The organism is Natrinema gelatinilyticum, assembly GCF_024266705.1.
Classification (GTDB): Archaea; Halobacteriota; Halobacteria; order Halobacteriales; family Natrialbaceae; genus Natrinema; species Natrinema gelatinilyticum.
Map to the genome: position 1 here is coordinate 356,178 of NZ_CP100757.1, position 24,101 is coordinate 380,278.

21 protein-coding genes and 7 pseudogenes are annotated in these 24,101 nt (G+C 57.9%); 12 read left to right on the forward strand and 16 right to left on the reverse strand.

Annotated elements, in window-relative coordinates:
- Nucleotides 1-182 precede the first annotated feature (182 nt).
- Nucleotides 183-1,013 (reverse strand): class I SAM-dependent methyltransferase, encoded by an 831-nt coding sequence (locus tag NJU76_RS19760; protein ID WP_254533522.1) that lies wholly within the window; start codon nt 1,011-1,013, stop codon nt 183-185.
- Nucleotides 1,014-1,104: 91 nt separating this feature from the next.
- On the opposite strand from NJU76_RS19760, the gene tnpA reads away from it, so the two are divergent.
- The 4 genes and pseudogenes from tnpA to NJU76_RS19780 all read left to right on the forward strand — a co-directional run.
- Nucleotides 1,105-1,494, forward strand: a complete 390-nt coding sequence (gene tnpA, locus NJU76_RS19765; RefSeq protein WP_254532804.1) for an IS200/IS605 family transposase — start codon at nt 1,105-1,107, stop codon at nt 1,492-1,494.
- A pseudogene (locus tag NJU76_RS19770) lies at nt 1,491-2,725 on the forward strand (RNA-guided endonuclease InsQ/TnpB family protein). The gene tnpA and the pseudogene NJU76_RS19770 overlap by 4 nt, the downstream one beginning before the upstream one ends.
- 398 nt (nt 2,726-3,123) lie before the next feature.
- A complete protein-coding gene (locus NJU76_RS19775; protein ID WP_254533523.1) occupies nt 3,124-3,438 on the forward strand; it encodes a hypothetical protein in 315 nt (104 codons plus the stop codon).
- A 249-nt stretch (nt 3,439-3,687) separates the two neighbouring features.
- Nucleotides 3,688-4,175, forward strand: a pseudogene (locus NJU76_RS19780) (winged helix-turn-helix domain-containing protein); the annotation flags it as partial.
- Between the two features lie 266 nt (nt 4,176-4,441).
- On the opposite strand, the pseudogene NJU76_RS19785 reads toward NJU76_RS19780, so the two are convergent.
- A pseudogene (locus NJU76_RS19785) lies at nt 4,442-4,621 on the reverse strand (DUF955 domain-containing protein); the annotation flags it as partial.
- Nucleotides 4,622-4,802: 181 nt separating this feature from the next.
- Nucleotides 4,803-4,982: a hypothetical protein gene (locus tag NJU76_RS19790; RefSeq protein ID WP_254533958.1), complete on the reverse strand. Its 180-nt coding sequence runs from the start codon at nt 4,980-4,982 to the stop codon at nt 4,803-4,805.
- 56 nt (nt 4,983-5,038) lie between these two features.
- Between NJU76_RS19790 and NJU76_RS19795 the strand changes: the two are divergent.
- Nucleotides 5,039-5,281 (forward strand): annotated as a pseudogene (locus tag NJU76_RS19795) (L-lactate permease); the annotation flags it as partial.
- A gap of 69 nt (nt 5,282-5,350) precedes the next feature.
- Here NJU76_RS19795 and NJU76_RS19800 read toward each other — a convergent pair.
- Together NJU76_RS19800 and NJU76_RS19805 are read right to left on the reverse strand one after the other, a co-directional pair.
- Nucleotides 5,351-6,583: an LVIVD repeat-containing protein gene (locus tag NJU76_RS19800; RefSeq protein ID WP_254533524.1), complete on the reverse strand. Its 1,233-nt coding sequence runs from the start codon at nt 6,581-6,583 to the stop codon at nt 5,351-5,353.
- Nucleotides 6,584-6,970: 387 nt separating this feature from the next.
- Nucleotides 6,971-8,278 (reverse strand): LVIVD repeat-containing protein, encoded by a 1,308-nt coding sequence (locus NJU76_RS19805; RefSeq protein WP_254533525.1) that lies wholly within the window; start codon nt 8,276-8,278, stop codon nt 6,971-6,973.
- Nucleotides 8,279-8,608: 330 nt separating this feature from the next.
- Between NJU76_RS19805 and NJU76_RS19810 the strand changes: the two genes are divergently transcribed.
- The 3 genes from NJU76_RS19810 to NJU76_RS19820 all read left to right on the forward strand — a co-directional run bounded on the left by NJU76_RS19810 (nt 8,609) and on the right by NJU76_RS19820 (nt 10,479).
- A complete protein-coding gene (locus NJU76_RS19810; protein WP_340681257.1) occupies nt 8,609-9,508 on the forward strand; it encodes a 3'-5' exonuclease in 900 nt (299 codons plus the stop codon).
- Nucleotides 9,505-9,849: a GDSL-type esterase/lipase family protein gene (locus NJU76_RS19815; RefSeq protein ID WP_340681258.1), complete on the forward strand. Its 345-nt coding sequence runs from the start codon at nt 9,505-9,507 to the stop codon at nt 9,847-9,849. The genes NJU76_RS19810 and NJU76_RS19815 overlap by 4 nt, the downstream gene beginning before the upstream one ends.
- Before the next feature lie 90 nt (nt 9,850-9,939).
- Nucleotides 9,940-10,479: a hypothetical protein gene (locus NJU76_RS19820; protein WP_254533526.1), complete on the forward strand. Its 540-nt coding sequence runs from the start codon at nt 9,940-9,942 to the stop codon at nt 10,477-10,479.
- A gap of 1,230 nt (nt 10,480-11,709) precedes the next feature.
- Here NJU76_RS19820 and NJU76_RS19825 read toward each other — a convergent pair.
- Both NJU76_RS19825 and NJU76_RS19830 read right to left on the reverse strand, forming a co-directional pair.
- The gene (locus NJU76_RS19825; protein WP_254533527.1) at nt 11,710-12,390 is read right to left on the reverse strand and encodes an ABC transporter permease; all 681 of its coding nucleotides are present in this window, start codon (nt 12,388-12,390) and stop codon (nt 11,710-11,712) included.
- Nucleotides 12,362-12,985, reverse strand: coding sequence for a hypothetical protein (locus NJU76_RS19830; RefSeq protein WP_254533528.1), 624 nt, complete (start codon nt 12,983-12,985; stop codon nt 12,362-12,364). The genes NJU76_RS19825 and NJU76_RS19830 overlap by 29 nt, the downstream gene beginning before the upstream one ends.
- On the opposite strand from NJU76_RS19830, the gene NJU76_RS19835 reads away from it, so the two are divergent.
- Together NJU76_RS19835 and NJU76_RS19840 are read left to right on the forward strand one after the other, a co-directional pair.
- Nucleotides 12,960-13,781, forward strand: coding sequence for an IS5 family transposase (locus tag NJU76_RS19835; RefSeq protein ID WP_254533529.1), 822 nt, complete (start codon nt 12,960-12,962; stop codon nt 13,779-13,781). The two genes, NJU76_RS19830 and NJU76_RS19835, sit on opposite strands and share 26 nt — an antisense overlap.
- Before the next feature lie 182 nt (nt 13,782-13,963).
- Nucleotides 13,964-15,346: an ATP-binding protein gene (locus NJU76_RS19840; protein WP_254533530.1), complete on the forward strand. Its 1,383-nt coding sequence runs from the start codon at nt 13,964-13,966 to the stop codon at nt 15,344-15,346.
- Between the two features lie 1,707 nt (nt 15,347-17,053).
- On the opposite strand, the gene NJU76_RS19845 is transcribed toward NJU76_RS19840, so the two are convergent.
- The gene (locus NJU76_RS19845) at nt 17,054-17,701 is read right to left on the reverse strand and encodes a helix-turn-helix domain-containing protein (protein WP_254533531.1); all 648 of its coding nucleotides are present in this window, start codon (nt 17,699-17,701) and stop codon (nt 17,054-17,056) included.
- Between the two features lie 89 nt (nt 17,702-17,790).
- Between NJU76_RS19845 and NJU76_RS19850 the strand changes: the two genes are divergently transcribed.
- Nucleotides 17,791-18,252, forward strand: coding sequence for a hypothetical protein (locus tag NJU76_RS19850; protein WP_254533532.1), 462 nt, complete (start codon nt 17,791-17,793; stop codon nt 18,250-18,252).
- Nucleotides 18,253-18,354: 102 nt separating this feature from the next.
- Nucleotides 18,355-20,139 (forward strand): carbamoyltransferase family protein, encoded by a 1,785-nt coding sequence (locus NJU76_RS19855; RefSeq protein WP_254533533.1) that lies wholly within the window; start codon nt 18,355-18,357, stop codon nt 20,137-20,139.
- 40 nt (nt 20,140-20,179) lie between these two features.
- On the opposite strand, the pseudogene NJU76_RS19860 reads toward NJU76_RS19855, so the two are convergent.
- The 8 genes and pseudogenes from NJU76_RS19860 to NJU76_RS19895 all read right to left on the reverse strand — a co-directional run.
- Nucleotides 20,180-20,404: pseudogene (locus tag NJU76_RS19860) on the reverse strand (thioredoxin family protein); the annotation flags it as partial.
- A gap of 94 nt (nt 20,405-20,498) precedes the next feature.
- Complete coding sequence (locus NJU76_RS19865) at nt 20,499-21,164, reverse strand: cytochrome c biogenesis protein CcdA (protein WP_254533534.1); 666 nt, start codon at nt 21,162-21,164, stop codon at nt 20,499-20,501.
- The gene (locus NJU76_RS19870; RefSeq protein WP_254533535.1) at nt 21,161-21,748 is read right to left on the reverse strand and encodes a TlpA family protein disulfide reductase; all 588 of its coding nucleotides are present in this window, start codon (nt 21,746-21,748) and stop codon (nt 21,161-21,163) included. Before NJU76_RS19870 ends, NJU76_RS19865 begins: the two co-directional genes overlap by 4 nt.
- A 1-nt stretch (nt 21,749) precedes the next feature.
- A pseudogene (locus tag NJU76_RS19875) lies at nt 21,750-22,472 on the reverse strand (SCO family protein).
- Nucleotides 22,473-22,586: 114 nt separating this feature from the next.
- Entirely contained in the window at nt 22,587-22,850 is a 264-nt protein-coding gene (locus tag NJU76_RS19880; RefSeq protein WP_254533536.1) for a DUF7521 family protein, read from the reverse strand.
- Complete coding sequence (locus tag NJU76_RS19885; RefSeq protein WP_425604339.1) at nt 22,850-23,155, reverse strand: transcriptional regulator; 306 nt, start codon at nt 23,153-23,155, stop codon at nt 22,850-22,852. The genes NJU76_RS19880 and NJU76_RS19885 overlap by 1 nt, the downstream gene beginning before the upstream one ends.
- Nucleotides 23,128-23,530 (reverse strand): annotated as a pseudogene (locus NJU76_RS19890) (hypothetical protein); the annotation flags it as partial. The pseudogene NJU76_RS19890 and the gene NJU76_RS19885, both read right to left, overlap by 28 nt.
- Nucleotides 23,527-24,075, reverse strand: coding sequence for a hypothetical protein (locus tag NJU76_RS19895; RefSeq protein WP_254533537.1), 549 nt, complete (start codon nt 24,073-24,075; stop codon nt 23,527-23,529). The gene NJU76_RS19895 and the pseudogene NJU76_RS19890, both read right to left, overlap by 4 nt.
- Between the last annotated feature and the right edge of the window lie 26 nt (nt 24,076-24,101).

Here is a 24,101-nt window from a genome sequence, read left to right on the forward strand (position 1 = left end):
ACCTCTCAGAGAGCGCGGTGACGAGAGATGATTGGAACATTCGTGCTGTCAGTGTATAATTATAACTGTGAACTAACAGTAACGGCGTGCAAGACTTAGAGTATGTGATCAGCGAACGACTGAGGTTCGCCCTCGGATCAAACTCACGAAATAGACTGACGGTAGGGACGCGAACTCAACACTCATGGGGCCGTACAGATGACGGTGAACGATCGGTGAGGGACTTCGATCGGCTCGTCGGGAAACGACGATTTCAGGTGGTCGTCGAGTTGCTCATCAAACTCCCGGATTTCTTCCTCAGATAACGAACCTCCGACTCCAGCGCTCGCCCGAATGCGCCCACGCCACGCGTCGTGTGAATACTCGATGGTAGTCTCGAACGAGAACGTCTCAATGTTTTGAAACTCGGCCTTGGATAGATCGCGCGTCCAGTCCGGATAGAAGCCGGTTCCACCAGCTCCCGGCCAATCGGAATTCCAATCGAGGATCAACTGTTCCGTTTCATCAACGACGTTCCTGTTCCTCGGTAGCCAATCAAAATGCGTGATGACGATTGTGCCGCCAGACGTAATAACGCGCTGCACTTCGGAACAGACGTGGTCACGATCGAACCAGTGCCAACACTGGCCCGCGGTCACGACATCGACGCTGTTCTCTCGAATCGGTATCTGTTCAGCCCTCGCCCAAATGTACTCTGTATTATCAGCCTCTTCTCTACTCGCACGACGAGCAACAGCGAGCAACTCCCTATCGAGATCAACGCCGATGACGCTACTCCCACGTTGGCGTAGTTCCCGAGCAAGAAATCCGGTTCCGGTGCCGAGGTCGAGGACTCGTTGATTCTCCGTTCCGACCCCAACCGCTTTCAATCGATCGAATAATTCGGATGGGTACGTGGCACGGTACCGTTCGTAATCTGTTGCTGCGTTCCCGAATTTGGGATCGAAATCCGAGGCTGATACATAGTGCGAGCGCATACCCGCGTCTTCAGGCGCGGGTCGAGCGGTAGACATAGCGTGTCCGAACCACGTTGCTACGAACCGCTGGATTTCCTACACTCTTCAGCAGCTTTAAGATAGTTTCTGACCATAGTGTGTGGTACGGATGAAAACCACACGGCATGCGACCTACAACCTTAACTACCACATAGTGTGGTTGCCCAAGTTCCGAAATTCGGTACTGGTTAATGAGGTCGCCGACCGTGTGCGTCGAATCCTCCACGAGATCGCCAACGAGAAAGGGTTGGAGATAATCGATCTCACGGTCCAATCCGACCACGTTCACCTTTTCGTGAGTAGCCCACCGAAGCACGCGCCTTCACTCCTTGCCAACTGGTTCAAAGGAATCAGTTCGCGGAAATACAACCACCGCTACGCCGACCACGACGGCGAGAAAATTAAGTGGGCACGTGGCTACTACGCGGGAACAGCAGGACGCGTTTCAAGCGAGACGGTTCAAGACTATATCCAGCGACACAGGGAGGGTGACATGTGACTGAACTTACCGAAACGCTTGAACTCAAGCTTGTGGAACCGACCGCCCACAAGCACCACAAACTCTACGAAACAAAACGGGCGTACCAAGACGCTCTCGAAGCCGCGTTCAACGCCAATTGCACCACACAGACCGAAGCGAACGATGTGGTGGTCAACTACGATCTTTCGGGGTACGCGAAGAACGCGCTCAAGAAGTACGTCCCACAACTCTGTGGCGGAAGTTACGACGCGAAAGAGCTTCACGGCGACCATCCCGTTCGGTTCACGAACGAGGGGCCGAAGCTCAACCACAAGCCACAGAACGCAATCGAGTGGTATGTCAAAATCCCGCACCACGACGACTATAACCTGTGGCTCCCCGCACAACCGAATCCCGAACAGCGGGAGTGGCTGGAAGCGTTGCACGCGGGAGACGCGAAGATGGGCGAGTGTCGGCTGTTCGACCGGGGTGTGAGTGGTACTTGCATGTTGTCGCAACGCGAGACGTGGAGGAACGAACCAGTTCGGCGGACGAGACGCCGATTGGGGTAGACATCGGGGAAGCTTCTTTGTTAACGGTGTGTCACCGTGACGAACGCGGCTCCCCGGCTACACCCAACCTCTGGAACGACGAAGGAAAGCGAGTCCGACAACTCCGTGAGACGTACTTCACGGCGACTCGACGCCTTCAGAAACGCGGAAGCGAACGTATCGCAGAGTCCTATGGCGATTCGCTTTGGCGACAGATTGACGACATTCTCCACACAGTCACGTCGGAAGTCGTTGCCTACGCCGACCAATTCGAGAATCCTGTGTTGGTCCTCGAAGATCTGACGCACATCCGGGAGAATCTGGACTACGGCGCGTTCATGAACCGGCGGCTCCACGGATGGGGCTTCGCAAAGATGCACGCTCAGATCCAGTACAAGGCCGCCGAGAAGGGGATTCGTGTGGAGACGGTGAATCCCGCATACACCTCGAAGTCGTGTCACTGTTGCGGGGAACAGGGCTACCGGCCCGATCAAGCGACGTTCAAGTGTTCCAACTCGAAGTGTTGGGTTTCGGAGTCCCACGCGGACATCAACGCCGCGCTCAATATTGCAGACCGCTACCTCAGCGGAGAGAGCCATTCAAGAAAACACACGGATAGCGATGACTCGGCTGAGGAAGGGGGCCGTTTGACCGGCCCGCAAGACAGCCAAGCTGATGCTGACACCCAGCAGGCGACGCTTGGAACGTATGCGTCTTGAAACCTTAGTGTCGAATCGTCCGGCCTGAAATCCCATGGTGGGATTCCCGCGACTTTAGGCGCGGGAGGAGGTCAATGGCTGTCGTCTGTCGTAGCCTCACTGAAACTCCCACACCGGAGTATCAATCTATTACGTTTGGCTGTAGTGATCAATATCTCCCTCACCTTATCGATACGATCTGTGGTATACAGCCTCTAAGTCTTGCACACCGTTACTGTCAGTTTACAGTTCAAATCTGCCACTGCACGGATGCTGATACTCACAAGTCGAAGGTTGAACACCAATAGCCTGTCCTACGCCAGCGCTGCCAATCCAATGATTCGATATTATATTTTGGATTGGAACTTTCACGCAATAAACAAAATCTAGTTCTATGTCTATGACCACACTCCAATCGTATGCGTTTAGGCGTAAACATACTCACAGCAGTCCTCGTCGTAATCCTCGTCTTCGTGATCGTCCCCGGCGGGCTCACCGCGGCGACGCCTTCTCACGACAGTGACGCGGCCGCCGAGGAGACGAGCAACACGAAACTCGGTAGCATCGATATTCTGATCGAGAACACACACATCGAGATCGGCGACGCCGAGCGCACCTACGAGATTGAATCCGTATCGGTTCACCTGGACGGGGTGACGATCGATTTCGACGGGAAGACGTACGAAATTTGTCGCATAGACATCACCATCGAGAGGATCGGAGTCAAAGTGTAGGAGCGGTCAGAGTTGAGCCGCGGTGCACGCGAGGTAGGAGAGGATCTGGCCCACCTTCCCGATTAATCGGTTTGAAGTGCATCAACGAACGTCGGCCACCCAGGATCGCTTGCTGTTCTGATTTGTGTTGTTTCGTCCGCGGACTGCTTAAGAACCGTTTCGACGAAGTCGATGCTCCGCTCTTCGTGTGCCGTTGCAAAGTGATACTGGCGGCTGAATATTCTTTAGGCTAGAGTGTAATTGGGAAGTATAGCCACGCTTGATGCTGCCACTCTCGACGACCTCCGCGAGTCTCGCGGAGATCGAGGACAAGAAGCCGACACAGCGGCTGATAGCGGTGATCAACTACCTCGAAGAAGACGACGATGGCAGAGGTAGCTGAACGGTACGGATACACCGGTCCATGGCTGTCTCGCTGGGTTGACCGGCTCGACTGGCTCGCTGATGAGCCGGTCAAGCAAGTCGTCTACGACGATACGCGTGAAGGCAGACCATCCGAACTCTCTGACGACGAGCACAAGCAGTTTGTCGAGGTACTTCACGAGTCTCCCGAAGAAGTTGGATACGACGCACCCGCTTGCTCTGTCCCACTAGCGCGTCACTATCTCTTCGAAGAATTTGGTGTTGAGTACTGCGAACGCCACATCCGACAACTGATGCCCAAGGTCGGGCTGTCCTGGAAGACAGCCCGGCCGGAGTTCCACAAGTCCGACGAACGAGCCCAAGAGGGCTGGGAAAATTGCTCTATTGAAAATGGGGGACAGCGTGGGGATACAGCAATTTTGATGGTTGCTATTCAGTAAAATACCCGCGATTGTGATTAGAATAGATTTGGTTCGAGATGATCACCTCAAGCATCGCCAGATTAGGTGAGAAAGTCGCGTCACTTCTCGGCCAAAATGCGTAATTCTTTGGCTCAAAATCTACTGACCCCGCCGCCGTACCGCATTTTCAATAGAGCAGTTTCTCGAGCGCATTAACGATCTCGAGCAGAAGCGGTCGATCACTCATCGTCGGGCACCTCGCTGACGACATCGATGATCTCCTGGGCGGTCGAACTGATCTGCCCGAGGCGGTCTTGGATTACCTCGGGATCGTCACCGTGCCACGCGGCGAGATAGAACGCTGATCCACTGGTATTCAGCCCGAAGAACCTCTCCGAAATGTACTGCAGCGCGGATGCAATCGCGTCCTCCGATCGGACTCCGGGTTCCATGGCGTCGCCTTCCTCGACGATCTGCTTGTGGAGACCGAGGATGAGGTCAACGGAGGGATACGCGATGTCATCAGTCACACTCTGGACTCTCTCACGCCAACCGATAATCGTTTCTGAGGAGGTTGCTCTCATCCACCCCCTATGCGATCTAGCCGAATGGTCGGTCGCGAGGGAAGCGAGGCGCTCCCTGCAGCCAGCGCCTCTGGACCATGTACGCGTTAATCGCCGACGTCGCCTCACCTCGGTCGATTGCGGCAAGCAATTCAGCGGCCTGCTCGCTGGTTCGCAGCGACCCGAAGACCCACAGATCCGTATCGAGGATCTTCACGCGTCAGACCCATACACCTGTTCAGACGTTTTCTCACGTGCCTCTTCGACGGCTCGTTCGAGGTCGCCCGGAACCTCGGGATGCCGACGCAGCTCCTGGTCGGCGCCCAATCGATCGGTGCGGCGATCGGCAACGTCATCGCGATCCACAACGTGATCGCGGCACTCGCGACCGTTGGGCTGGTCGGAGAGACGGGACGCGTCGTTCGTCTCAATCTGATCCCGGTCGTGTACTACCTGCTCACGGGCGGGCTCCTGACGACGTTGTTCGTTTACGTACTGTTTTCGACGGTTTTCTGACTGACTATCGTCTACTGTCGGGCAAACGCTCACAAAAAAGGAACCGAGTGCCTCGGGGCTTGACCCTGTTCACCGTACGTCGGGTGAGTCGGGACGGGACGTCCCCTCAAACCCGGGAGCATCTCGCCTACCGCGGTCTCGGTGGAGGAACACGAGGCCGCCGCCGATGTCGCTGCCGACAGTAAAGTCCTGGGCGGCCACAGCAGCCCAGAACGACGTGGTTTCCGTCGCGTAACCCGCGAGTCGTTCGGGGTTTGCAGGGTCGGTCACGTCGTGGACGGTTACGCCGCCGTCGTACCACGAGGCGTGGAGGCGGTTCGAAGTAACGTCGAAGTTGTGTGACGTGCGGAACGCGTCGACGTTCGGCGGATCGACGCGCGCGAGCTCCCGCGGGTCGTCGTAGTCGGAGACGTCGAAGATTTTGATGCCGCCGTAATCGTCGTTGTCCGGCTCCTCGACGAAATCCTCGGGGAACGACTCGGCGCCCACGTAGACCAGGTCGCCGTCCGGAGAGGGCTGGACGTAGTGGGCGTTCCCGGGTAGGGTGAGGTACTCCTCGATGTCAAATCCTGGATCGTCCGCCGTCGGTGCCTCCCCGAACTGTGCGAGCAACTGCGGATCCGTGGGATCGCTCACGTCGGCGACGACGATACCCGCATCCCAGAACGCCTGGTAGAGGAGGTCGTCCAGGACGTAGATGTCGTGACACGGGTTGACGCCGCCCATCGCAAATTTGGGGAAGTCGTCCTTGAGTCGGTACTCACCGACGACCTCCGGATTCGACGGGTCCCGTACGTCGACGATCGTGGTTCGCGCCTCACTGAACGCGGCGTCGCCGGATTCGTTGACGGTGAGGTAGGCGTAGCCGTCCTGGAGGAAGCTGTTGTGGATGTGGTGACCGATGTCGACGAATCCGATTTCGACCGGGTCGGTCCGATCGCTCACGTCGACGAGCGTGATACCGGGACCGCCGTTGCTCGCGAGGCTGGCGAGGTCGCCGTCGACTTTGGCGTCGAGGATCCCGCCTGCTGGGTCGGCGGCGGTCATCGATCCGACGAGTTCGGGTCGGCTCGGGTTTCGCCAGTCTACGATGCCGAGGCCGTCTACGGTCGCGACGTACGCGTACGGGCCTTGCGTTACGACCTCTCGCGTCCTGTCGACGGCCACGTCGCTGAAGAGTCGGAGGGTGTCGCTCGGTTTCTGCCCGGAGTCAGCGGAGCGTGCACTCCCAATACCCGTGATGCCGGTGAGACCGAGCACACCCGTCGTTTTCAACAGGTCGCGTCGCTGCGGTCGGCGCATAGTCACTTCCCTCCCCTCGAAGAGGTGCCGGTGACCGTGTCGGTCGGCACGTCTCTGCGATCGATCGCAACTGTACTCCCGCTCGCCTCGGACAGTGTTCGTTCTGGTAGTGTCATTGAACAATACGGGATGGTATTTGCACACATGAATTATAATTTCTGTTGAACACCTCAAAAACTGAAAAAGGGGGCCCTTGTCGGAATCTTTGAGCGACGGCGATTCGCCGAGTGTCGGCGAAACGGGGTTCTTGCGAAGGGTGGAGCCGCCGGAAATCGGGAGTTCGATAACTACCCCGCCTTTTCGAGTTCGTTAAACTGTCGGACCGAACTATCCGAAGATCAGTCGCGCGTTCGCGACCGGCTTCTCACTGGCTGCGGTCCGGCAGTATCAATACCCCTCGAGGGAGAGGATGTGGAGGCCAGTAGTAGCGTCGGAGACGTACACGTATCCGCTGTCTCCCGCAAGCGAGCTTTCCGCACCCCACGTGAACGGGACGTTATCCACCAGGCCCAGACGATCGGGATTCTCGCGACGGACCTCGTCGGCCCCCTTCGTCGGGATATACTGGTGGATCCGTACGGGATCTTCGGGATTCGAAACGTCGAACACCTGAACACCGGCCTTGTAATCGCCGCTGAATACGACGTCCTGCTGGTCGCCCACGCCCCAGTCGGAGAAGTGGCCCGTCCACCAGTACCCCTGGCTGCCGGTCGGCTGATTGGCGTGTTGTGGGAACTGGAACGAGGACAGGAGCTCGGTTTCGCCGTTCTCGAGGTTGAACTCGACGATGTGCTTGTATCCGGGATCTCCGGAGCCGACCTCCTCGCCGAGCAGGCAGATGTCCTTCTCGGGATGCGGGACCGCGTGGTGGCACGACCGAAGCGGGATATCAGCCTCCTCTTCCGAGTAGTCGAATGACGCGGCGACGTCGGGATCTTCGGGATCGCTCATATCGAGGACGTACATGCCGCGGTTCCAGTGGGCGAGGAACACGTACTCGTCGCGGACGTGTGCGGCGTGGATGGTTTCGCCGTCTCCCTCGTGCTCGTGTCCGTCGTCGTGGTCCTCACCCGGTTCCGGCATCTGGAAGGACGATACCTCCGCGGGATTTTCGCGATCGGAGATGTCGTAGACGACGAGTCCACGTCCGTGGCCCACCGTAAGAACGTACTCGTCACCGAACGCTTGGATATTGTGGACCCCGCTGGACGCGCCGTCGACGGTAAAGTGGCCGATGAATTCGGGATCGTACTTGTCAGTCGCATCGACGATGGCCCATCCGGCGCCCTCACCGTCCTCGTCGACCGCCCCCTCGTTGGCAGTGAACACCAGTGGTTCCGAGGGGTGGATGTCCGAGTTCCGGATGTCCCCTCCCGGCCCCGTTTCGATCGTCGCGGTCAGTTCCGGATCGGTGGGATCGGAAATGTCGACGAGTCGCACTTCGGGGTCGACTGTGATGAACGACCCTACTGCCGCGAGATCGTGCTGCTCGCTTACGGCACCGTGAGTATTGGCCCCGTCGCGCACACCGAGAGTCGTGTGCCCGATACGCTCGAGTCGCGGGTTTCGCCTGTCCTGTGACGCCGCTGCGGAACCCGTTCCGACGAGACTCGCGCCGAAGGCTGCCACGCCACTGGTACGGAGGAACTGTCGTCGACCTGTACTACCACTGTTGCCGTTCTCTTGCGCTGGCATGTTACCACGGTCCACTCTCCACCAATAAATTAGTGTGAGATAGTCAATCTATTGCAATTTCAGATTTATAACCATTTTCAACTAATATAACTGTTGCAGCTGAAAGAGTTGGTAGACGACGCCGAGATGGAACCCCGGACGCCTCTCAGCGGGTGTGCCGGTGCAACCGCAGACGGGTCTCGGTTGTGCCGGAACTGACGGACAGCAGACCGTATGATAGTCAGGAGTTCCGAACGACAGATTCTGTGCACGAGACGGGTAACTGACTCCGATTGCTTGTCGACTGTAAATGGATGTCTCAAACGGTATCCGAGTTCGAGTCTGCAATGAGTGATTTGCGTCACTTCTGAATCGTGGCTGCGACGGTACGCTATTCGAATCCGGCAACTCGAGCGAACGCTTCCGAAACGAGTATTCAAACCAAACCCCGATCACTCCAGCAGACTCGAACAACAGGCCGAGGAATTGATTCACAAAGACACGGACCTCCTGACCGTGGTCCGTGGATTTGACTTCAGCGAGGTCGCAGTCTACAAAGCTAGCGAACTCGAGCGGCTTCACGAGCGTGTTACAACCCTCGAGGATGAACTCTCTCGAAAGGACGACCGCATAGGTCGTCTCGAGGCCGAACTCGAGGCAAAGGCGCTTGCTTCGCGACTCTCGCAGCTACTGGCCGCACCGCTCCAAATCTATCCCGAACACAGCGACGATGAGAGTGAAGACGACGTTGAAAACGAGCCAGAGACCGAACAGACAGTAAGCTCTCAACATCCCGCAGACGGCGGTGTCGAACATCCGGCACCGCGCGATATCGAGCCGAATGATATTGCCATCCTTATCCGCAGTCGGACCCATCTCAAGAAATACGAACGGGCACTGGAGGATGCGGATGTTCCGTACTCGGTCGCCTCAGGGGTCGGCTTCTACGATTCGACGGAGATCACCGCGTTGGTGAATCTGCTTCGAGCGCTCGCCGATCCGACCGACGAACGGGCACTGTATGCTGCTCTTCGCTCGCCCATATTCGGTGTAACCGACGATACGCTCGCACAGTTGAAGCTCGATGGGGAGCCGCTCTGGGAAGCACTCGTAAACAGTGAGTACGATGAACTCACAGACTGCTACGAATACCTCCGAGAGTGGCAGCGACGAGCGGGCGCCAGCAGCGAAGGGGCTACTGGCTTCGACGGGTCGTGGGCAGCGTTCCTCACGGAGATTCTCGCAGCGTGACGGCAGAACAGATCATCGACGGGTATCAACAACTCATCCGTCGTGCCCATTCGAAGGGCGTTCGCATTATTGGTGGGACGCTGACACCGTTCAAAGGAGCAGGGTACTACTACACAGAGGGCGAGCAGAAACGCCAACAGGTCAACGAATTTATCCGGACGAGTGGGGCATTCGACGGCGTCGTCGACTTCGACAAGGCAATTCGCGATCCCGACGACCCCAAGCAAATCCTTCCGAAGTACGATAGCGGTGACAAGCTTCACCCGAACGACGCCGGCTACCAGGCGATGGCAGAAGCAATCGACCTCTCGCTGTTCCAAGGCCGTGGGCGAAGCCAATAGAGGACATCGACCCCGATCCCATCTTTACGCGACACCGTCCTGCTCCGATCGATCCGATAGACGACAAGCCGTCCCTTGAGGAGATCTGCCATGGCGTCGTCGTACACCAGCGCCCCTAATCTCGGACACGACGAGGTCGCCATCGAAGAATCCGCGAGCGAATCGATTGACCATTGCCTCGACGTCATCACCACGGCGCTCCAAGAAACACTTGCCGAGTTCGTATCTAGCGACACGGCAGTTCAGTCCCTGGACCCAATATTTTCAATAGGTTCCGGCAAGCACTTTAGAACTGATCACGTTGGTTACGTCTGCACAGAATTTCGAATTGAGGACGTAGTCTTGCTTGAACCACTATTTTCGCTGTCGAAGAGACAACAACAGGTGATTTCCGAAATAGGCGATGACAAACGCCCCGACGGAAGCGAGAAACGGAGGGAGGCCAGCAACTACTGTCCCTACAACGTAGAGTCCAGTGAATTCAATTGTGGCCACCGCACAGGCGATGAGTATCCACACAACTGCCTTCCAGGTCTGGTCGTACTGTGGCCAGTAGTCCTCATAGGCAGTGGGAATGCCGACCGCGAGTGTCATCACCAAGAGGAAACTACCAGATGTCCCACCGGGTAACGATTGAAAGGCATACGCTATGGGGGCAGAAACAAGAATTGCCGTGAAAATTGTAACGTTACGCTGTGTCGTGACCCATTTACGTATCCTGGAAATCGTACCTGTGGTCGGCATAGAGAGTCGGTCTTGCGCAGGACAAGTATATATGATGGAAACCACCTGAGATTGGCTCATTGCAAGTCGGTCATGGAACGACCGGATGGTCGTGATCACCGGACCGAACAAGGAGGTGAACCTCGCCGCAGAACGTCCAGATGTTTGTCGCGAACTTCGGCAGCATCGTGGCTGGCAATACCCGAGCATTGAAAAGGTCAAGGCGTCCAGAAAAATCGCAATACAGACATAAACAAGACCGTGACTTGCCGTCCTCGGATACTTCTAGCAATAAGTGGAGAAAACGCTTTACCACGTAAATGAGGTGCTTTTGCAGCGCACATGATTACAACCCAGTAACAACTCAAAGCTATGGACTCCACGGATGGTACCACCCAGTTCTACGCTATCTTGGAGGGAATGAAGGCAAGTCAACTGCAATGGCATCTAAGTTCTAGAACGATTCGATATGGTGTTGAGATTCAGTGGCAAGTTGACGTCAACGATGGATTCCGAAATCTGCCGCCGATTCAATCAGACAGACAGTCTCAGATATCACCCCGCTCAAACGTTGATACGCCGAATACGACCGGGATGATGAGCCAAGCAGCTAATGAAAGGACTGCTACACTCAGAATCAATATCGAATTTTCACCTAGTAGAACGATGAACAGTTGACTATATGCTTCAGTCGGGTCAACTAAGTTGACAATGTAAACTACCCTGCCCTACTCGCTCCCTCCCGCCTTGCGGCGGTCGGTCACTCCTTGAGGACGGGGCTTTGCCGCAACGACATTGTGCCCCGCGACCCCATGCATGGACGCGGCCCGGCTTTCTCTTACCGTCCACGAAGTGGGCAACGAACCGAAGTGTTGCTGCGGTTCGTATTTACCGGACCCGTTTCGTGGATTGTCCCGCCGATTTAATTCCCGGTGTTCTCACGCTCTCCCCTCAAAATGGGGGCGGGGATCGAACCCGCTCGCGGTCGTCGTTCCCGAGTACCGGACGCGATACTCTCGCGCCACAGGTGCCAGTTTACTCGTGGCACCTACTGTCATGGGCTTGTGCCATGGCAGTAGTATAGTACCATACGGGTTTGAGTGTCTTAACCCTTCTCGAACGGGTTTCCTCTCCTCCCTACTCACTCCCTCCGGTCGTTCGTTGAGGGAGGAGGCTCCACCCTACCGCGTGCTGAACTACGGTTGTACTACCGGTGAAAAACCCTGCTATCGAAGTGATCCACCAGCTGGTGTAGAAGACGGCGAGAATTCCAAGAGCAATAAATAGCGCAGAGCGACTCGTCTGGACGACAGACGAAATAGCGACAGAAAGCGAGACGGACAGCGAAGCCAGTGTCAACGTGGCAGTGATAAACACGATAAGAGGAGTGAGACAAAATTCAGTGAGCGCGATGCTGATTAGGACGCCGACCAGAAGACCAGCTCCGACAGGAAGGATTGTCCAAGAAAGCCTGCTCAGGAGTCGTCCAAAGAAGAACTCACGGCGAACGTACGGCGCCGATAAATAGAGACGTAACCGATGAATTTCACGATCCGCGGCAATAGCATTGTGTCCAACAAGAACCCCAAACACGGGGACGATCATTCTGAACCCGCCGGCACATATAACAAGTAACTTTGTAGTCGTGAGTGCATCTCGTGGTGCTAACATCAGATATCCAAATAGCATCTGAACTACTGCAACCATGATGAACACGAAAGTCGCCGCGAGTGTTCGCTCCCACTTGAGGAGATCATGCAAATCGTAATACCAGATCTGGCGCACGCTCTCACTTGATCCAATCGCATCGTGAATCATTGTACGACCTCGAGAAAATCAAGTCCTCGGCGCGCTTGCGCGACCCCAACCGCAGCGAGAGTCGCTCCGGCGTGATCTCGAGATCGTAGACGCTCATCGCCACGCTGGCGATCCCGTCAACGTCGATCGCCTCCAGGAGGCCATCGACGTGTTCGGTCGCTGGGGTCACGACGTCGGCCTCCCAGCGCGGCGACGACGTCGTGTCGACGATTAGTTTGGCGGCGAGTTCACAGCCACGCTCAGTCGTCAGCCCGGTGATCGTCTCCGTCCGATCGGTCCGCGGGTCGCTGGCGTAGGCGTCGGCCTCGTAGGTCCCGCTGACCTTGCAGTCGTACTCGATCTCGAGCGTCTGGCCGTCGGCGATCTCACTCCCCGACTGGACCGTGATCTCGCCGGTCGAGTTGCTGATCGTGTAATCCCGGAGGAACTGATAGCGCTCGCCGGTCGATGCATCGCGAACTGTCTCGGTCCCGGGGACGACGTTACTCTCCTCGAGGTGCTCTGTCGGATCGCTAGACGGCGTCGCCTCAATCTCGTTATCTTCGTAGAAAGCGAAGAGACGGATTACTTTGGTATCCGAATTCCGTCTCCTCACCCGAGAAATCGTTGCGAAAGCTAAAAACGTTGTCGGGAATCCGGGCGAACCCGCCGACCCCGCAGGGGGTGGCGGGTTCGCCGAGCGGACGATGCTCACGTTCCAAGCACTGCGGATCGAGCTCGGGAAATCCTACCGCCAGACGATCGATCTGTTGAGCGAAATGCCCGGCATTCTCGACGAAATCGGCCTCACGCGGCTTCCGCATTTTACCGTCCTGCGTGACTGGTTTGAAACCATCTCGGTGGAGACCTATCGTGCGTTTCTCGGCGAATCAGCCGAGAAACGCACTGGCCATGCCGCGATCGACTCGACTGGTTTCGACCGCGACCAGCCCTCGCGGTACTACGCGACGCGAAAACACTACCGCGTCCGCTCGCTCAAAGTCACCGCCCTCGTGGACGTGAAAACGCTGTACGTTTACGACGTTCACTGTACGACCACGAAAAAACACGATGCGAAGATTGGTCCGCAGGTCACTCGGCGAAACGCCGAGGACCTGCGGTCATTGGCCGCTGACCGTGCTTACGATGGAAAGCCGTTCCGAGACGATCTTCATCTTGATCGCATCCGACCGTTGATCAAACACCGGATCTCCTCCTCGCTTGACCGGGCGCACAACGCCCGGATGAGCAGCCGCTGGTACAACCGCCGCTGGATGGTTGAGACCGTCTTTTCGTCGATCAAGCGCACGCTCGGCTCCGCCGTGCGTGCGCGAAGTTGGTACCTCGAATTCCGCGAGATGGTGCTCAAATGTGCCGTCTACAATCTTCGTCGAACAGTTAGATGTCAGTAGAATTAACCGCAGTGTATCGGTTTTCGACCGGCGGTGGCGTTAGTGAAAACGCCGAAATCAAGCCTCGTCTAGCGATCCTACGAAGCAATTAAGTACCCAATCCGGTGTAGCGAAATCATGATTTCAGAAATTACGATTTCCAAAATCGGAAATTCTATTTCGGTAGGGGTGGTACCAGCGGTATGGAGCAATTCGTTGATCGGGACATCGAACTAGATCAACTCACGGACTGCTACGAATCCGAGACGGCAGACTTTGTCGTCATCTACGGCCGCCGTCGCCTCGGCAAGAGCGAACTCATTCGTCAGTCCATCTCTGACCGGGACGACGCCGTCTACTATCAGGCAGTCGAGTCCACCGCCCAGAACCAACTCGAACAGTTCGTCGACACCGCCACCGCGCAGTTCCCGTCGCTACGCAATGTCCGCCGCGACTGGGAAGCGCTCCTCGAAGCGCTCGGCGAGGACGACGCCGTTGTCGTCATCGACGAGTTCCCGTTCCTCATCGAAGAGGACGAATCGCTCCCCTCTCGGATCCAACGCGTCTGGGACATGAAACTGCAGGAAACCGGCATGACGCTCATCCTCGTTGGCTCCTCGATCAGCGTCATGGAAGACAAGGTACTCTCTGGAAGCGCACCGCTGTACGGTCGGCGGACAGCGACAATCGACCTCAAACCCCTCGATGTAACTGATACACGCCAGTTCTTCCCAGACTACGATCCCGAGACCGCTATCACGGCGTGGTCGATCTACGGCGGCACTCCCTACTACCTCCAGACTATCGACCCCAACCAGCCGCTCGGAACGAATGTCCAGCAGGGGATTCTCTCGGAGCGCGGTCTCCTGTACTCCGAACCCGAATTTCTGCTCCGCACCGAACTTCGACAGCCGAACACGTACTTCAGCATCCTCCGCGCGCTCGCCCACGGACAGCGCACCCCGAACGAGATCGCGGGCATGGCCGGCGTAGAGTCAGGCTCGCTCAGCACGTACCTTCAGAAGCTCCGCCGACTCCGCCTCGTCGAACGCCACATCCCCGTGACGGAATCACCGACGGCCTCGAAACGCGGTCGGTATCGCACCGCCGCGCCGCTGTTCCGGTTCTGGTTCCGGTTCGTCTACGGCAACCAGGACCAGCTTCGTATGCTCGACGACGACGCGTACGACGAACTCGTCGCACCAGAACTAGCAGACTACGTGAGCCCGCTGTTCGAACGACTCTGCCAGCAAGCGCTCCCAGATCTCATCGACCGACAATTCCGTGACGTCGGGCAGTGGTGGTTCAAGGAACACGAACTGGATGTCCTCGGCCTCACCGCCGACGGCCTCGTCGCCGGCGAGTGCAAGTTCACGTCCCAACCCGTGAGCGAAGGCGTACTCGCCGACCTCGAACGAACAGCGTCGGAGGTCCGGTGGCCAGAAGGGCCAACAAACAGGGAGCCGCTGTACGCCTTGTTCAGCCGCTCCGGGTATACTGACGATCTCAAGAACGTCGCTGACACGCGTGATGACGTCCGACTCTTCGAGTTGTCCGACCTGATTACTAGCAGTGGTAACTCGTGAACAGTACCTCCCCTTGGGTGCTGAGATCAACGTAGGTGTGGCGGTCTGGAGAGAACCGTTTTGTCGATGCTGAAATAACGGGTAGAGAAATCGTCCTCGGACATTGGGTGAGATATCCGCGATAGCCAGTGAGCTACCGACAGGGCCAGATGCTCAATCCAGTACCGGGTGGGACCGCCCGATGAATCCGAGAGGTGTGTTTCGTGTCTGGTCGAGTGCCCGGTGTCGATTGCGGTGTTCTTCGGATGTCGCGCGTAAGCATTCCCGCCACACCATCATTGGAGCGGACCTAGTCGTATCGTTGACCCATCAAAGGCCAGCTAACAGACTTATCGTCACTCCACCGACCAACACGACCACGACAGCTTGCAACGAACGAACGGCAAGCCGACCAGAAGCACGTCGCAGCGCACCGACAAGGCCGACTAGACCTATGGTACCGGAGACGATCATCCCGAACGTTATCACGAAAAATAGCGTTGCCGACGGTCGGGTGAGGTCGGGGAGGACCATGGAGAGACTGACCAGTCGCCATACCAGCCACAGTCCGGCGAGCACACCGATACCGAGTACACCACCCGTGGCCGGAATCAAGCGAGTGCCAGGGCGACGACGAACAGCAGACTGGCGATGGCTAACGGCGAGATGAACTGTTGGAGTACAACCACCATGGGCGTGGCGAGCGCAACGATCATCCCGACAGCGACGGTGCGCTATAGCGTGAGCCAGCATCGTCTAACTCATCGAACTGAGCAGGCGTCGCGGCCTCAACGGGTTCTTCGACCATTGCAATTCTCTCCACATCGAAGCGAGAGTAGTCCGGGAATCTCGCCCATCGATTCGACGTTCTCACGGGGCTCGTCGATCAGTGTTTTGTGGGTATCGAGGTCTGTCTCGGAGACAGTGATCAGCGTCACGCTGATCTATTGATTGACATTTTTCTGACATCGTTCACTGGCCTCCGGACGTGAATTCGAGCTTCCGAGACGCGACGAAGCCGAGGACGACACCGAGACCGAAGATCACCAAGCGAGGCGGACCTCGCTGCACGGGACGTTCATACTGTTCGTCCGGTTTTCGTCGACCGCTTTCGGTACGGTACGATCCAAATCGGACCGGGCATGATTTTCGAACCATCATCCGAACGGAGGGGCCAGTCCCTCCTCAGGATTCGTTCAAACATGTTTACCCTCGCCGGGCTGTGCCGTCAATCGTTCGATGAGAGCGCCGACGATTGCCCGGTGGAGCGTGTCATACAATGGTTCCCAACAAGCAGTATTCACCATCTTGCTGTCGAGCAACACCCATGACTGCCAAATCTCATAGGGTCACACGCGAATTGGAGGCTGTATAATCGCGAGGGAAAGGGGATGAGACGTATTCTATGACACGCTGCGGTGGCCAACCAATGAGGGGTGGATGCCGTCCGACAACACAAATTTCGGCGGGGCTGGCTGGCCGAACACGGTCTGAATGTCTACAACGGAGTCCGACACGCACGGAGTCCGACTCGCGAACCAGATCGACGTCCCCCCAGGCATCCGATTGTCCCCGAAGAACGTCACCAATAGCGATGAGATCCTCGTTCGTCGTTGCTCTCCCGCGTGAGTGCTCGTCGGGTGTTCACACCAGCGTTCATTCGAACATGTTGTTCGGGCTGATCATGGGGTAGTGACTTCGCTGAGATAGAACTCGCCGCCGTCAATGTCACTCGATCGGGTCGTCGAAGAACTCCTTGACGATGCACTCTTCGGCGTTGTGGAGCACGATACTCGCCGTCGATTTGCTCACGTCGAGGATCCCCGCGAGCTCGGTGAGCGAACACTTCCGTGGCGTGTCGTAGTAACCGCGCTCGAGTGCTTCAGTCATATACTGCCGTTGGCGGTCGGTCAAGAGTTCCGTCGGATCGACCGATTGGGTGACCCGAAGAACGTCGAATGTGAATCCAGTCTCCTCTAATTCGTCGCTGAACTGTGAGAGCCGTTCGTGCGAGGTCGTGAGCTCACAGACGATCCAGCCGTCCTCGATGGTGTACGGGAACTGCGGCAGATTGCCCGAGGCCAAGAGCGCGCGAAAGGGCGGGGGAACGAACGGGAGCTGAAATTGCAGTAAGACTGTGTGATCGTCTGCATGGAGGACGTCGTAGGATGGCACTCGTGTCTCTGGTGCGTCCTCGAATACGTCGAGGATGACTGCCGGGTCTCCCACGGTCGCTTCGAGTACGACGACCAATCCCTCCTCGGTCGGGGAGGCGCTCAAAAGTCGAAACTCATCATCGGGATACTCACTGGACAACCGGAAGGGACCACCAAGGGAGGTCCCCGGTGGTTTGAATCGAACTCGGGCCTTGGGCATACACCGTATTGTCGGTGCACGGTCTTATTCCCGTAGCTTCGAACATGTTCTAGCGTACCACCAATACCGTCGTCCCCGTTCGAGCCACTATGGACCCGTCCGAAACCGAACCGACAGCAGACTATCTGGGTCAAGGAGCGGCTCACTCCGGTGAGCAAGCCCGATGGCCAGGCACACACCCCGTGAGGCGTATTGTCCGGGCGTTCCTGGGTATAGAAGCGACGTCATTCTTCCTTGCCGCCATGGTACACGCAGGTTTCCGTATCCAGGGATACGAGCATCGGGAGGCGATGATCGCCGAGAGCGTAATCGGCACTGTTCTCCTCGTCGGCCTGACAATGACCTGGATTCGGTCGCGCACGATGTTCTCAATCGCCGCGGGCGTACAAGCATTCGCTCTGTTAGGGGCTTTCATCGGTACTTGGACGATCGTCGTTGGGATCGGCCTCCGGGCGGTTCTGGATATCGTATATCATGCCGTCATTGTGCTCGTGTTGATGACTGGTCTGGTGGTGGCATGGCGTTTGCGCGGAACCAGAGCGACCGGCTGATCGTGCACGGAATCGATACCGACGATTTGCTGACCCAGAAAATCGTCACTACCGTTTTGCTATCTCCTCGTTTCGGGTTACAGTACGTTACTTTCACGAGCCATGACCGACTATCGTCTCTCATTCAAACCCGCAATCGGCCTCTACGGTCAGCACGATCCGAGTGCCGCCCTTTTCGAAGATGGCACGCCCGTCTTCGGCGTCGAAGAAGAGCGATACACGCGGGAGAAACATGCAACAGACACATTCCCGGAGCGCGCGATTCGGGCTTGTCTCGACCATCGAAACCTGTCCCTTTCGGACCTCGATCGAATTCTCCTCCCGTACGATCCGCAGCTCCGTGGTGAAATTGCTTCTCACTACGTTTTCGATGCGATCCGAGCGCCTGGGATCGGACGAAAACTCACTGCGCTCGAGCGGACGCTCGTTACGCAGGTTCGGAGTCAGTTCGTCCCGACGCGGCAGATCGAGAACCGCCTCGAGTCGATCGGTTCGCCAGTGCCGCCGATCGAAACGATTCCGCATCACCGTTGTCACGCCGCGAGCGCGTTCCACCCGTCGGGGTTCGACGAGGGTGTCGTACTCACGATCGACGCGAAGGGCGAGTACGATTCGACGGTCGTCTGGCACGCCGATGAAGATGGATTAACCCGAGTCCGGACGTACGAACACCCGAACAGTCTCGGGCTCTTCTTCGCCACAGTGACGGAGTACCTCGGGTATCGGATGTTCAACGGCGAGGGGAAGGTGATGGGGCTTGCGCCCTACGGGGACGAGAACCCCGAGATCGAATCTGCCCTTCGGGAGCTGATCGACACGGGCGTCGACTACGATGTCACCAAACTGACGAAACGCTGGGGAACCGGCCACGGCGTCGAAACCCTCGAGGATGTATTCGGCCGTCCTCGACACGAGACACCCGGCGAGTTCGACCAGTGGGAGAAAGACCTCGCTTACACTGCCCAGAAACTGCTCGAGGAGACGGTCGTCGACATCGCGGAGACCGCCGTCGATCAATTTGATACGGCAAACGTTGCGATCGCGGGCGGCGTCGCGCTGAACTGCAAACTAAATAAGCGCGTCCGCGAGTCGCCGGCCGTGGACGACGTCTTCGTCCAGCCGGTCGCCCACGACGCGGGTCTCGCGCTCGGTGCGGGGTGGGCACAGCAGCCACCGTCGGCAGTAGACCGCCAGACCGGCGTCTATCTCGGTCCCGAGTATGAGACGGACGAGATCCGATCGCTCCTCGAGACGAACAAACTCGAGTACGCGGAACCGGACGACCTCGAGCGATACGTCGCCGAACGGCTCGCAGCGGGCGACCTCGTCGGCTGGTTCCAGGGCCGGATGGAGCTGGGGCCGCGAGCGCTCGGGGCCCGGAGCATCCTCGCCGATCCCCGCAGCGCAGATTCCCGAGACCGCGTCAATCGGTTCGTCAAACACCGTGAGGAGTGGCGCCCGTTCGCGCCGTCGATGCTCGAGTCGGCTGCCGAGGAGTACCTGATCGACGGCGGCCCAGCGCCGTTCATGATCGACGCCTACGACGTTCGGCCAGAGAAGAGTACGGATCTCGAGGCCGTCCTGCACCCGGCCGACGACTCGACGCGCCCGCAGACCGTCCGCGAGGACCAGCATCCGCGCTACCACCGGCTCATCTCCGAGTTCGCCGACCTCACCGGCGTACCGGTTCTCCTCAACACCTCGTTCAACGATCACGCTGAACCGATCGTCCGGACGCCGACGCAGGCGATCAAGGACTTCTACGGAATGGGGCTTGACGTGCTCATTCTCGAGGACTTCGTGATCGAAAAGGAAACGGCGAAAACTGAGCACGATTCGGAACTGGCGTTCGAAGAGCGCGACGTGGCGACTACGGTACCGGAATAGGACCGGGATCCACGACAATTCAGTTAGCGAGACGACGAGCTTAGTGCGTCGCGTGTGCCTCGAGGGAGTCGACTAGCGTTTCGGCGGGCTGGAAGCCGTCGTCGATGCAGGCGACTTCCTCGCCGTCTATCAGGACGATGCGCGTCGGGACGCTCTGGACGTTGAACTCGGTAGCGAGGTCGGGAACGAGTACAGCGTTTACTGTCGTCACGGCGCCCGGAGAGCTGCGGGAAACGCCTCCGAGCACCGGCTCCATCGACTCACAGTCGACTGGTTTCTGGAATTCTCCAGAAGACTGCTTTTCGCACTCATTTCTTCAAATGAGACATCAGTATATTAACGTGTGAAGCTGAACAGCTTCAGTAGACGACCAACGCCAGATAGAGTTGTCCGATCCCCGCGAGGATCATTATGCCGCCAGCAAGTCGTTTCAGATGCCCCGAATACGCCGCAAGTCGACCCGAACTCACGACCAGTCCCATCCCGGTCGCGACCGTCACCGCAATCATCAGGGCGACTACGCTACCGACGTAGGTCACGAGGACGAGCACCGTCGCCTCGGCCGGTAGGGACAGCGAACGGGCGACGACCGCGAGGAAGATAGGCGCGACGCACCCGGCTCCCGCGAGCGCGTACCCTGCGCCGAAGATTCCGAATCCGAGGATGCTCGAGCGCCGCTTCGGAAGCGGAATCGATAGCGAGGGAGCGCGACCGACGACAACGAGAGTGCCGAAGAACACCAGCAGTCCGCCGACAAGCGACTCGAAGATTGTGAGGTTGGATAGCGTCTGCTGGCCGATCACGAACGTCACCCCGATGAGGGCCGCGAGCGTTCCCAGAACGCCAATGCCTGCGGCGATGCCTCGGGTCGTCGCCCCACCGAGTGACGTGTCGTCGCCGTCCGTCCGACTGACGTAGAACCCGACGTATCCCGGCAACAGCGGATACGCACATGGACTAAAGAAGGTTGCAATGCCGGCGGTGAGCGCGAAGACGACCGTCGACAGGAGCGATGCATCGATCACGCGTTCGTCCCCGCCTCGAGCGCCTGTTCGATCCCCGCCACGAGTTCGTCGGCCGTTTTGACGCCGGTGTCAGACCACTGGACACGTCCGGATGTATCGATCGAAACGGCAGAGGGATAACCGCCCGCAAGATACTGTGCAGTCAGTTCCGCAGTCGGGTCGAGACCAAGCAACCAGTCCCCGCCGTGTTTCTCCCACCAGTCGACCAGTTCCGCTTTCGTCACCGATCGTCCGATCGCTTCGCTCGTAATCGAAATGAATAGCACGTCGTCACCGATGCGATCGTTCGCTGCCGCAAGTGCGGGCATCTGTTCGATACACGGTGGACACCACGTACCGAAGAAATCGATGAACGTGGGTTGGTCGGACGCCGGAACACGGATCTCGCCGGCTTCGCTTCCCGGCGCATCGATCGTCTTGATTGTGAGCGGTTCGGTGTCCGTAGACTCCGCTCCATCCGTATTCCCGGTTTTGGTTTTACTTGGTCCGTCTCCGAACGAGGGTGGACCGCGTATCGCCAGTGCACCTGCGCCACCGATCGCACCCAGACTGCAGACTCCGGCGAGGATATCCCGTCTGCGCATCTTACGCTGACACCACCGTTTCGAGATCGGCGACTACCCGTGAAATCTCGACCGTTGCCCCTCTGGGATACGCTCGTTCAACGATCCCCCGTTCGTTCGCGAGTAGGATCAAATTATAGTGGGGGAACCGATACTCGAGCGAATCGTACTTTTCGGCATCGACCTTCTTGAGCGGCAACCCAATTTGGTCAGTCATGATCTCTTTTGCCGCTTCGTACCGCTCCGGTCTGAGAAAGTCCCAGTTCCCGGCCTCGAGATCGACTCCCTGCTGGCCGGCGAACGTCCGAAGCGCGTCTTTTGTGTCCCGTTCCGGATCGAACGTCATCGCGAGCAGTTGGATATCGTCACCGTACCCGTTGGCAGCGGCCGCTTCCTGTGCACGGCGGAGTCGTAGTATCAACACAGGACACATTCCATCGGGACACGACGTATAAAAGAAGGTCATCAAAACGGCCCGATCGCTCTCGAACTGGTCTGTCGAGATAGTCTCACCGGTCAGGGGGTTGGGGAGTTCGACTGGCGGGAGGTCGTCGCCGTAACTCGGATGCGACGACTCGCTCAGATCTTGCTCCGACGGACCGAGAATCGCTCCGTCGGCACGTTCTCGCTCACTGCTGTCGCTGTTGTCTGCCTACCCTTCGCCACTCGAGAGAGAGTTCAGACAACCTGCAGCGGTAGTGACACTCGAGGCAGCGATCGATTGGAGACACAGACGTCGGTTCATACGTTTTCGTTTCGGAGGGGATCGTAAATCCTGAACGGCAATTCCCCGAGTCGGAAAAAGTGCGAGCGGTACGGGAGAGCGACGAACGTGAATGGTGCTCGGGCGCTTGCGATATTACTTCTCCAACGAAATGAGAACGAGCACCATCCCACTTGAAACGATAGCCGCTTGCATGAGGGCGGCGGACGCGCTCGTCGTCTCGAACACGAGGTAGATGAGTCCTTCGCAGATTGCACCGACACCGATGAAGACGAACCCGCTAGAGACGTACAGCATCGGCGTTTGACCGCTACGTCGATAGCCGTGATACGCCAGATACGCGACGACGAGACTCAGAACGAACGTTATCAGTTTGGCGATCACGAACAACGCTTGCATCAGTCATCACCCCGGCGATCGGTCCAGAAAGACGTGTAGTCGTCAGCGAGCATGTCGCGCGTTTCCAGCGTCAGCGAGAACGTGCCATCGGTGATCTCGATGTGGAATTCCTCGAGTGCCATCTCGAACTTGTTTCGATGCGAGCCGTCCGGATCGACGGTGTTGCGTTTCTCGATGAGGTCGTGGTCCTGCAGTACCGACACTCGCCGATAGATCGTCGCAAACGAGGCGTCGCATTCCTCGTTGTGCGTTTTCGCGGTCTTCGACCCGTGATCCGCGGCGAGGAGTACGTCATGAGCGCGGATGAACTGAACAGGACCCAACAGGAAGGCGTTACAGATCGGACAGCCGTCCGCCAGGAATCCGCTGACGAGACCACCGAGTGCCCAGCGATCCTCGCTACTCGCGCCGTCGGCCTCGTCCTCGTCGTCGACCTCGAGACCGGTTTCGACTACTTCGGTCACCAGTCGCTGTGCGGCGTAGACGCCTGTCAATAGCGCGATCAGCGTTAGACACAGGTAGTCGACAGGTGTCCGCGGAACCATCCGAGCGGACAGTGGGTTCGAAATGAGACCGGTGACAAGCCCGAAAAGTAGGAACACACCGATTCCGGCGGCCGTTCCCCACAGCATCACTCGCCAATCCGATTGGATCGATCGGACGAAGTCGTATGCCGTCATTTCGCCGCCTTGGTCGTGATCGCGCAGTGTTCCGGATGGCCCGCTCGTCCGAGGAAGAACAGCAACAGGGCGAGCCCGCCAACGCGAAGTAACGCGCCGTCGTACGGGAGTACTGCCACCCCTCCGGCGAAGCCCAGAAAGCCGAGGAGGCCAGCACCGCAGCTCGCACAGCCCGACGCGAGGAGCCCCGGGACGACGCCAGAGAGGTCGGTGAGAATCGAGAGGCCACCAATTCGTAACTGTGCGATAGCATTGACAATCGCAACGCCCGAAAGCAGGGCGTAGAGGACGATGACCACGACGCCTGACCAGCCATCGGTTCGGTAGACCGTTTCCGTAAGCGAGACGAGGACGTACTCGAACCAGTGGAGTCCGTCACCGAGCATCTGAATCGAGAACTCCGGCATCGTACTGAGAATCAGGAGGACGTACGTGGCGACCGTGACGAGGACGAGTCCGATCGTGCCCCACCACGTCTCGAACGGGTACGAGATCGCTTCGGAGAGGTTCGTCAGGTACCCGCTGATCGAATCGCGCATGAACATCTAGCTGCATCGATGCAGGGATGACT

Bases quoted from the DNA above. Each gene is read 5' to 3' on its own strand.
- NJU76_RS19820 (WP_254533526.1), top strand. From the start codon at position 9,940: ATGGCGTCGTCGTACACCAGCGCCCCTAATCTCGGACACGACGAGGTC.
- NJU76_RS19880 (WP_254533536.1), bottom strand. From the start codon at position 22,850: ATGCAAGCGTTGTTCGTGATCGCCAAACTGATAACGTTCGTTCTGAGT.
- NJU76_RS19760 (WP_254533522.1), bottom strand. From the start codon at position 1,013: ATGTCTACCGCTCGACCCGCGCCTGAAGACGCGGGTATGCGCTCGCAC.
- NJU76_RS19775 (WP_254533523.1), top strand. From the start codon at position 3,124: ATGCGTTTAGGCGTAAACATACTCACAGCAGTCCTCGTCGTAATCCTC.
- NJU76_RS19870 (WP_254533535.1), bottom strand. From the start codon at position 21,748: ATGCGCAGACGGGATATCCTCGCCGGAGTCTGCAGTCTGGGTGCGATC.
- NJU76_RS19840 (WP_254533530.1), top strand. From the start codon at position 13,964: ATGGAGCAATTCGTTGATCGGGACATCGAACTAGATCAACTCACGGAC.
- NJU76_RS19845 (WP_254533531.1), bottom strand. From the start codon at position 17,701: ATGCCCAAGGCCCGAGTTCGATTCAAACCACCGGGGACCTCCCTTGGT.
- NJU76_RS19895 (WP_254533537.1), bottom strand. From the start codon at position 24,075: ATGTTCATGCGCGATTCGATCAGCGGGTACCTGACGAACCTCTCCGAA.
- tnpA (WP_254532804.1), top strand. From the start codon at position 1,105: ATGAAAACCACACGGCATGCGACCTACAACCTTAACTACCACATAGTG.
- NJU76_RS19825 (WP_254533527.1), bottom strand. From the start codon at position 12,390: ATGATTCACGATGCGATTGGATCAAGTGAGAGCGTGCGCCAGATCTGG.
- NJU76_RS19800 (WP_254533524.1), bottom strand. From the start codon at position 6,583: ATGCGCCGACCGCAGCGACGCGACCTGTTGAAAACGACGGGTGTGCTC.
- NJU76_RS19850 (WP_254533532.1), top strand. From the start codon at position 17,791: ATGGACCCGTCCGAAACCGAACCGACAGCAGACTATCTGGGTCAAGGA.
- NJU76_RS19855 (WP_254533533.1), top strand. From the start codon at position 18,355: ATGACCGACTATCGTCTCTCATTCAAACCCGCAATCGGCCTCTACGGT.
- NJU76_RS19805 (WP_254533525.1), bottom strand. From the start codon at position 8,278: ATGCCAGCGCAAGAGAACGGCAACAGTGGTAGTACAGGTCGACGACAG.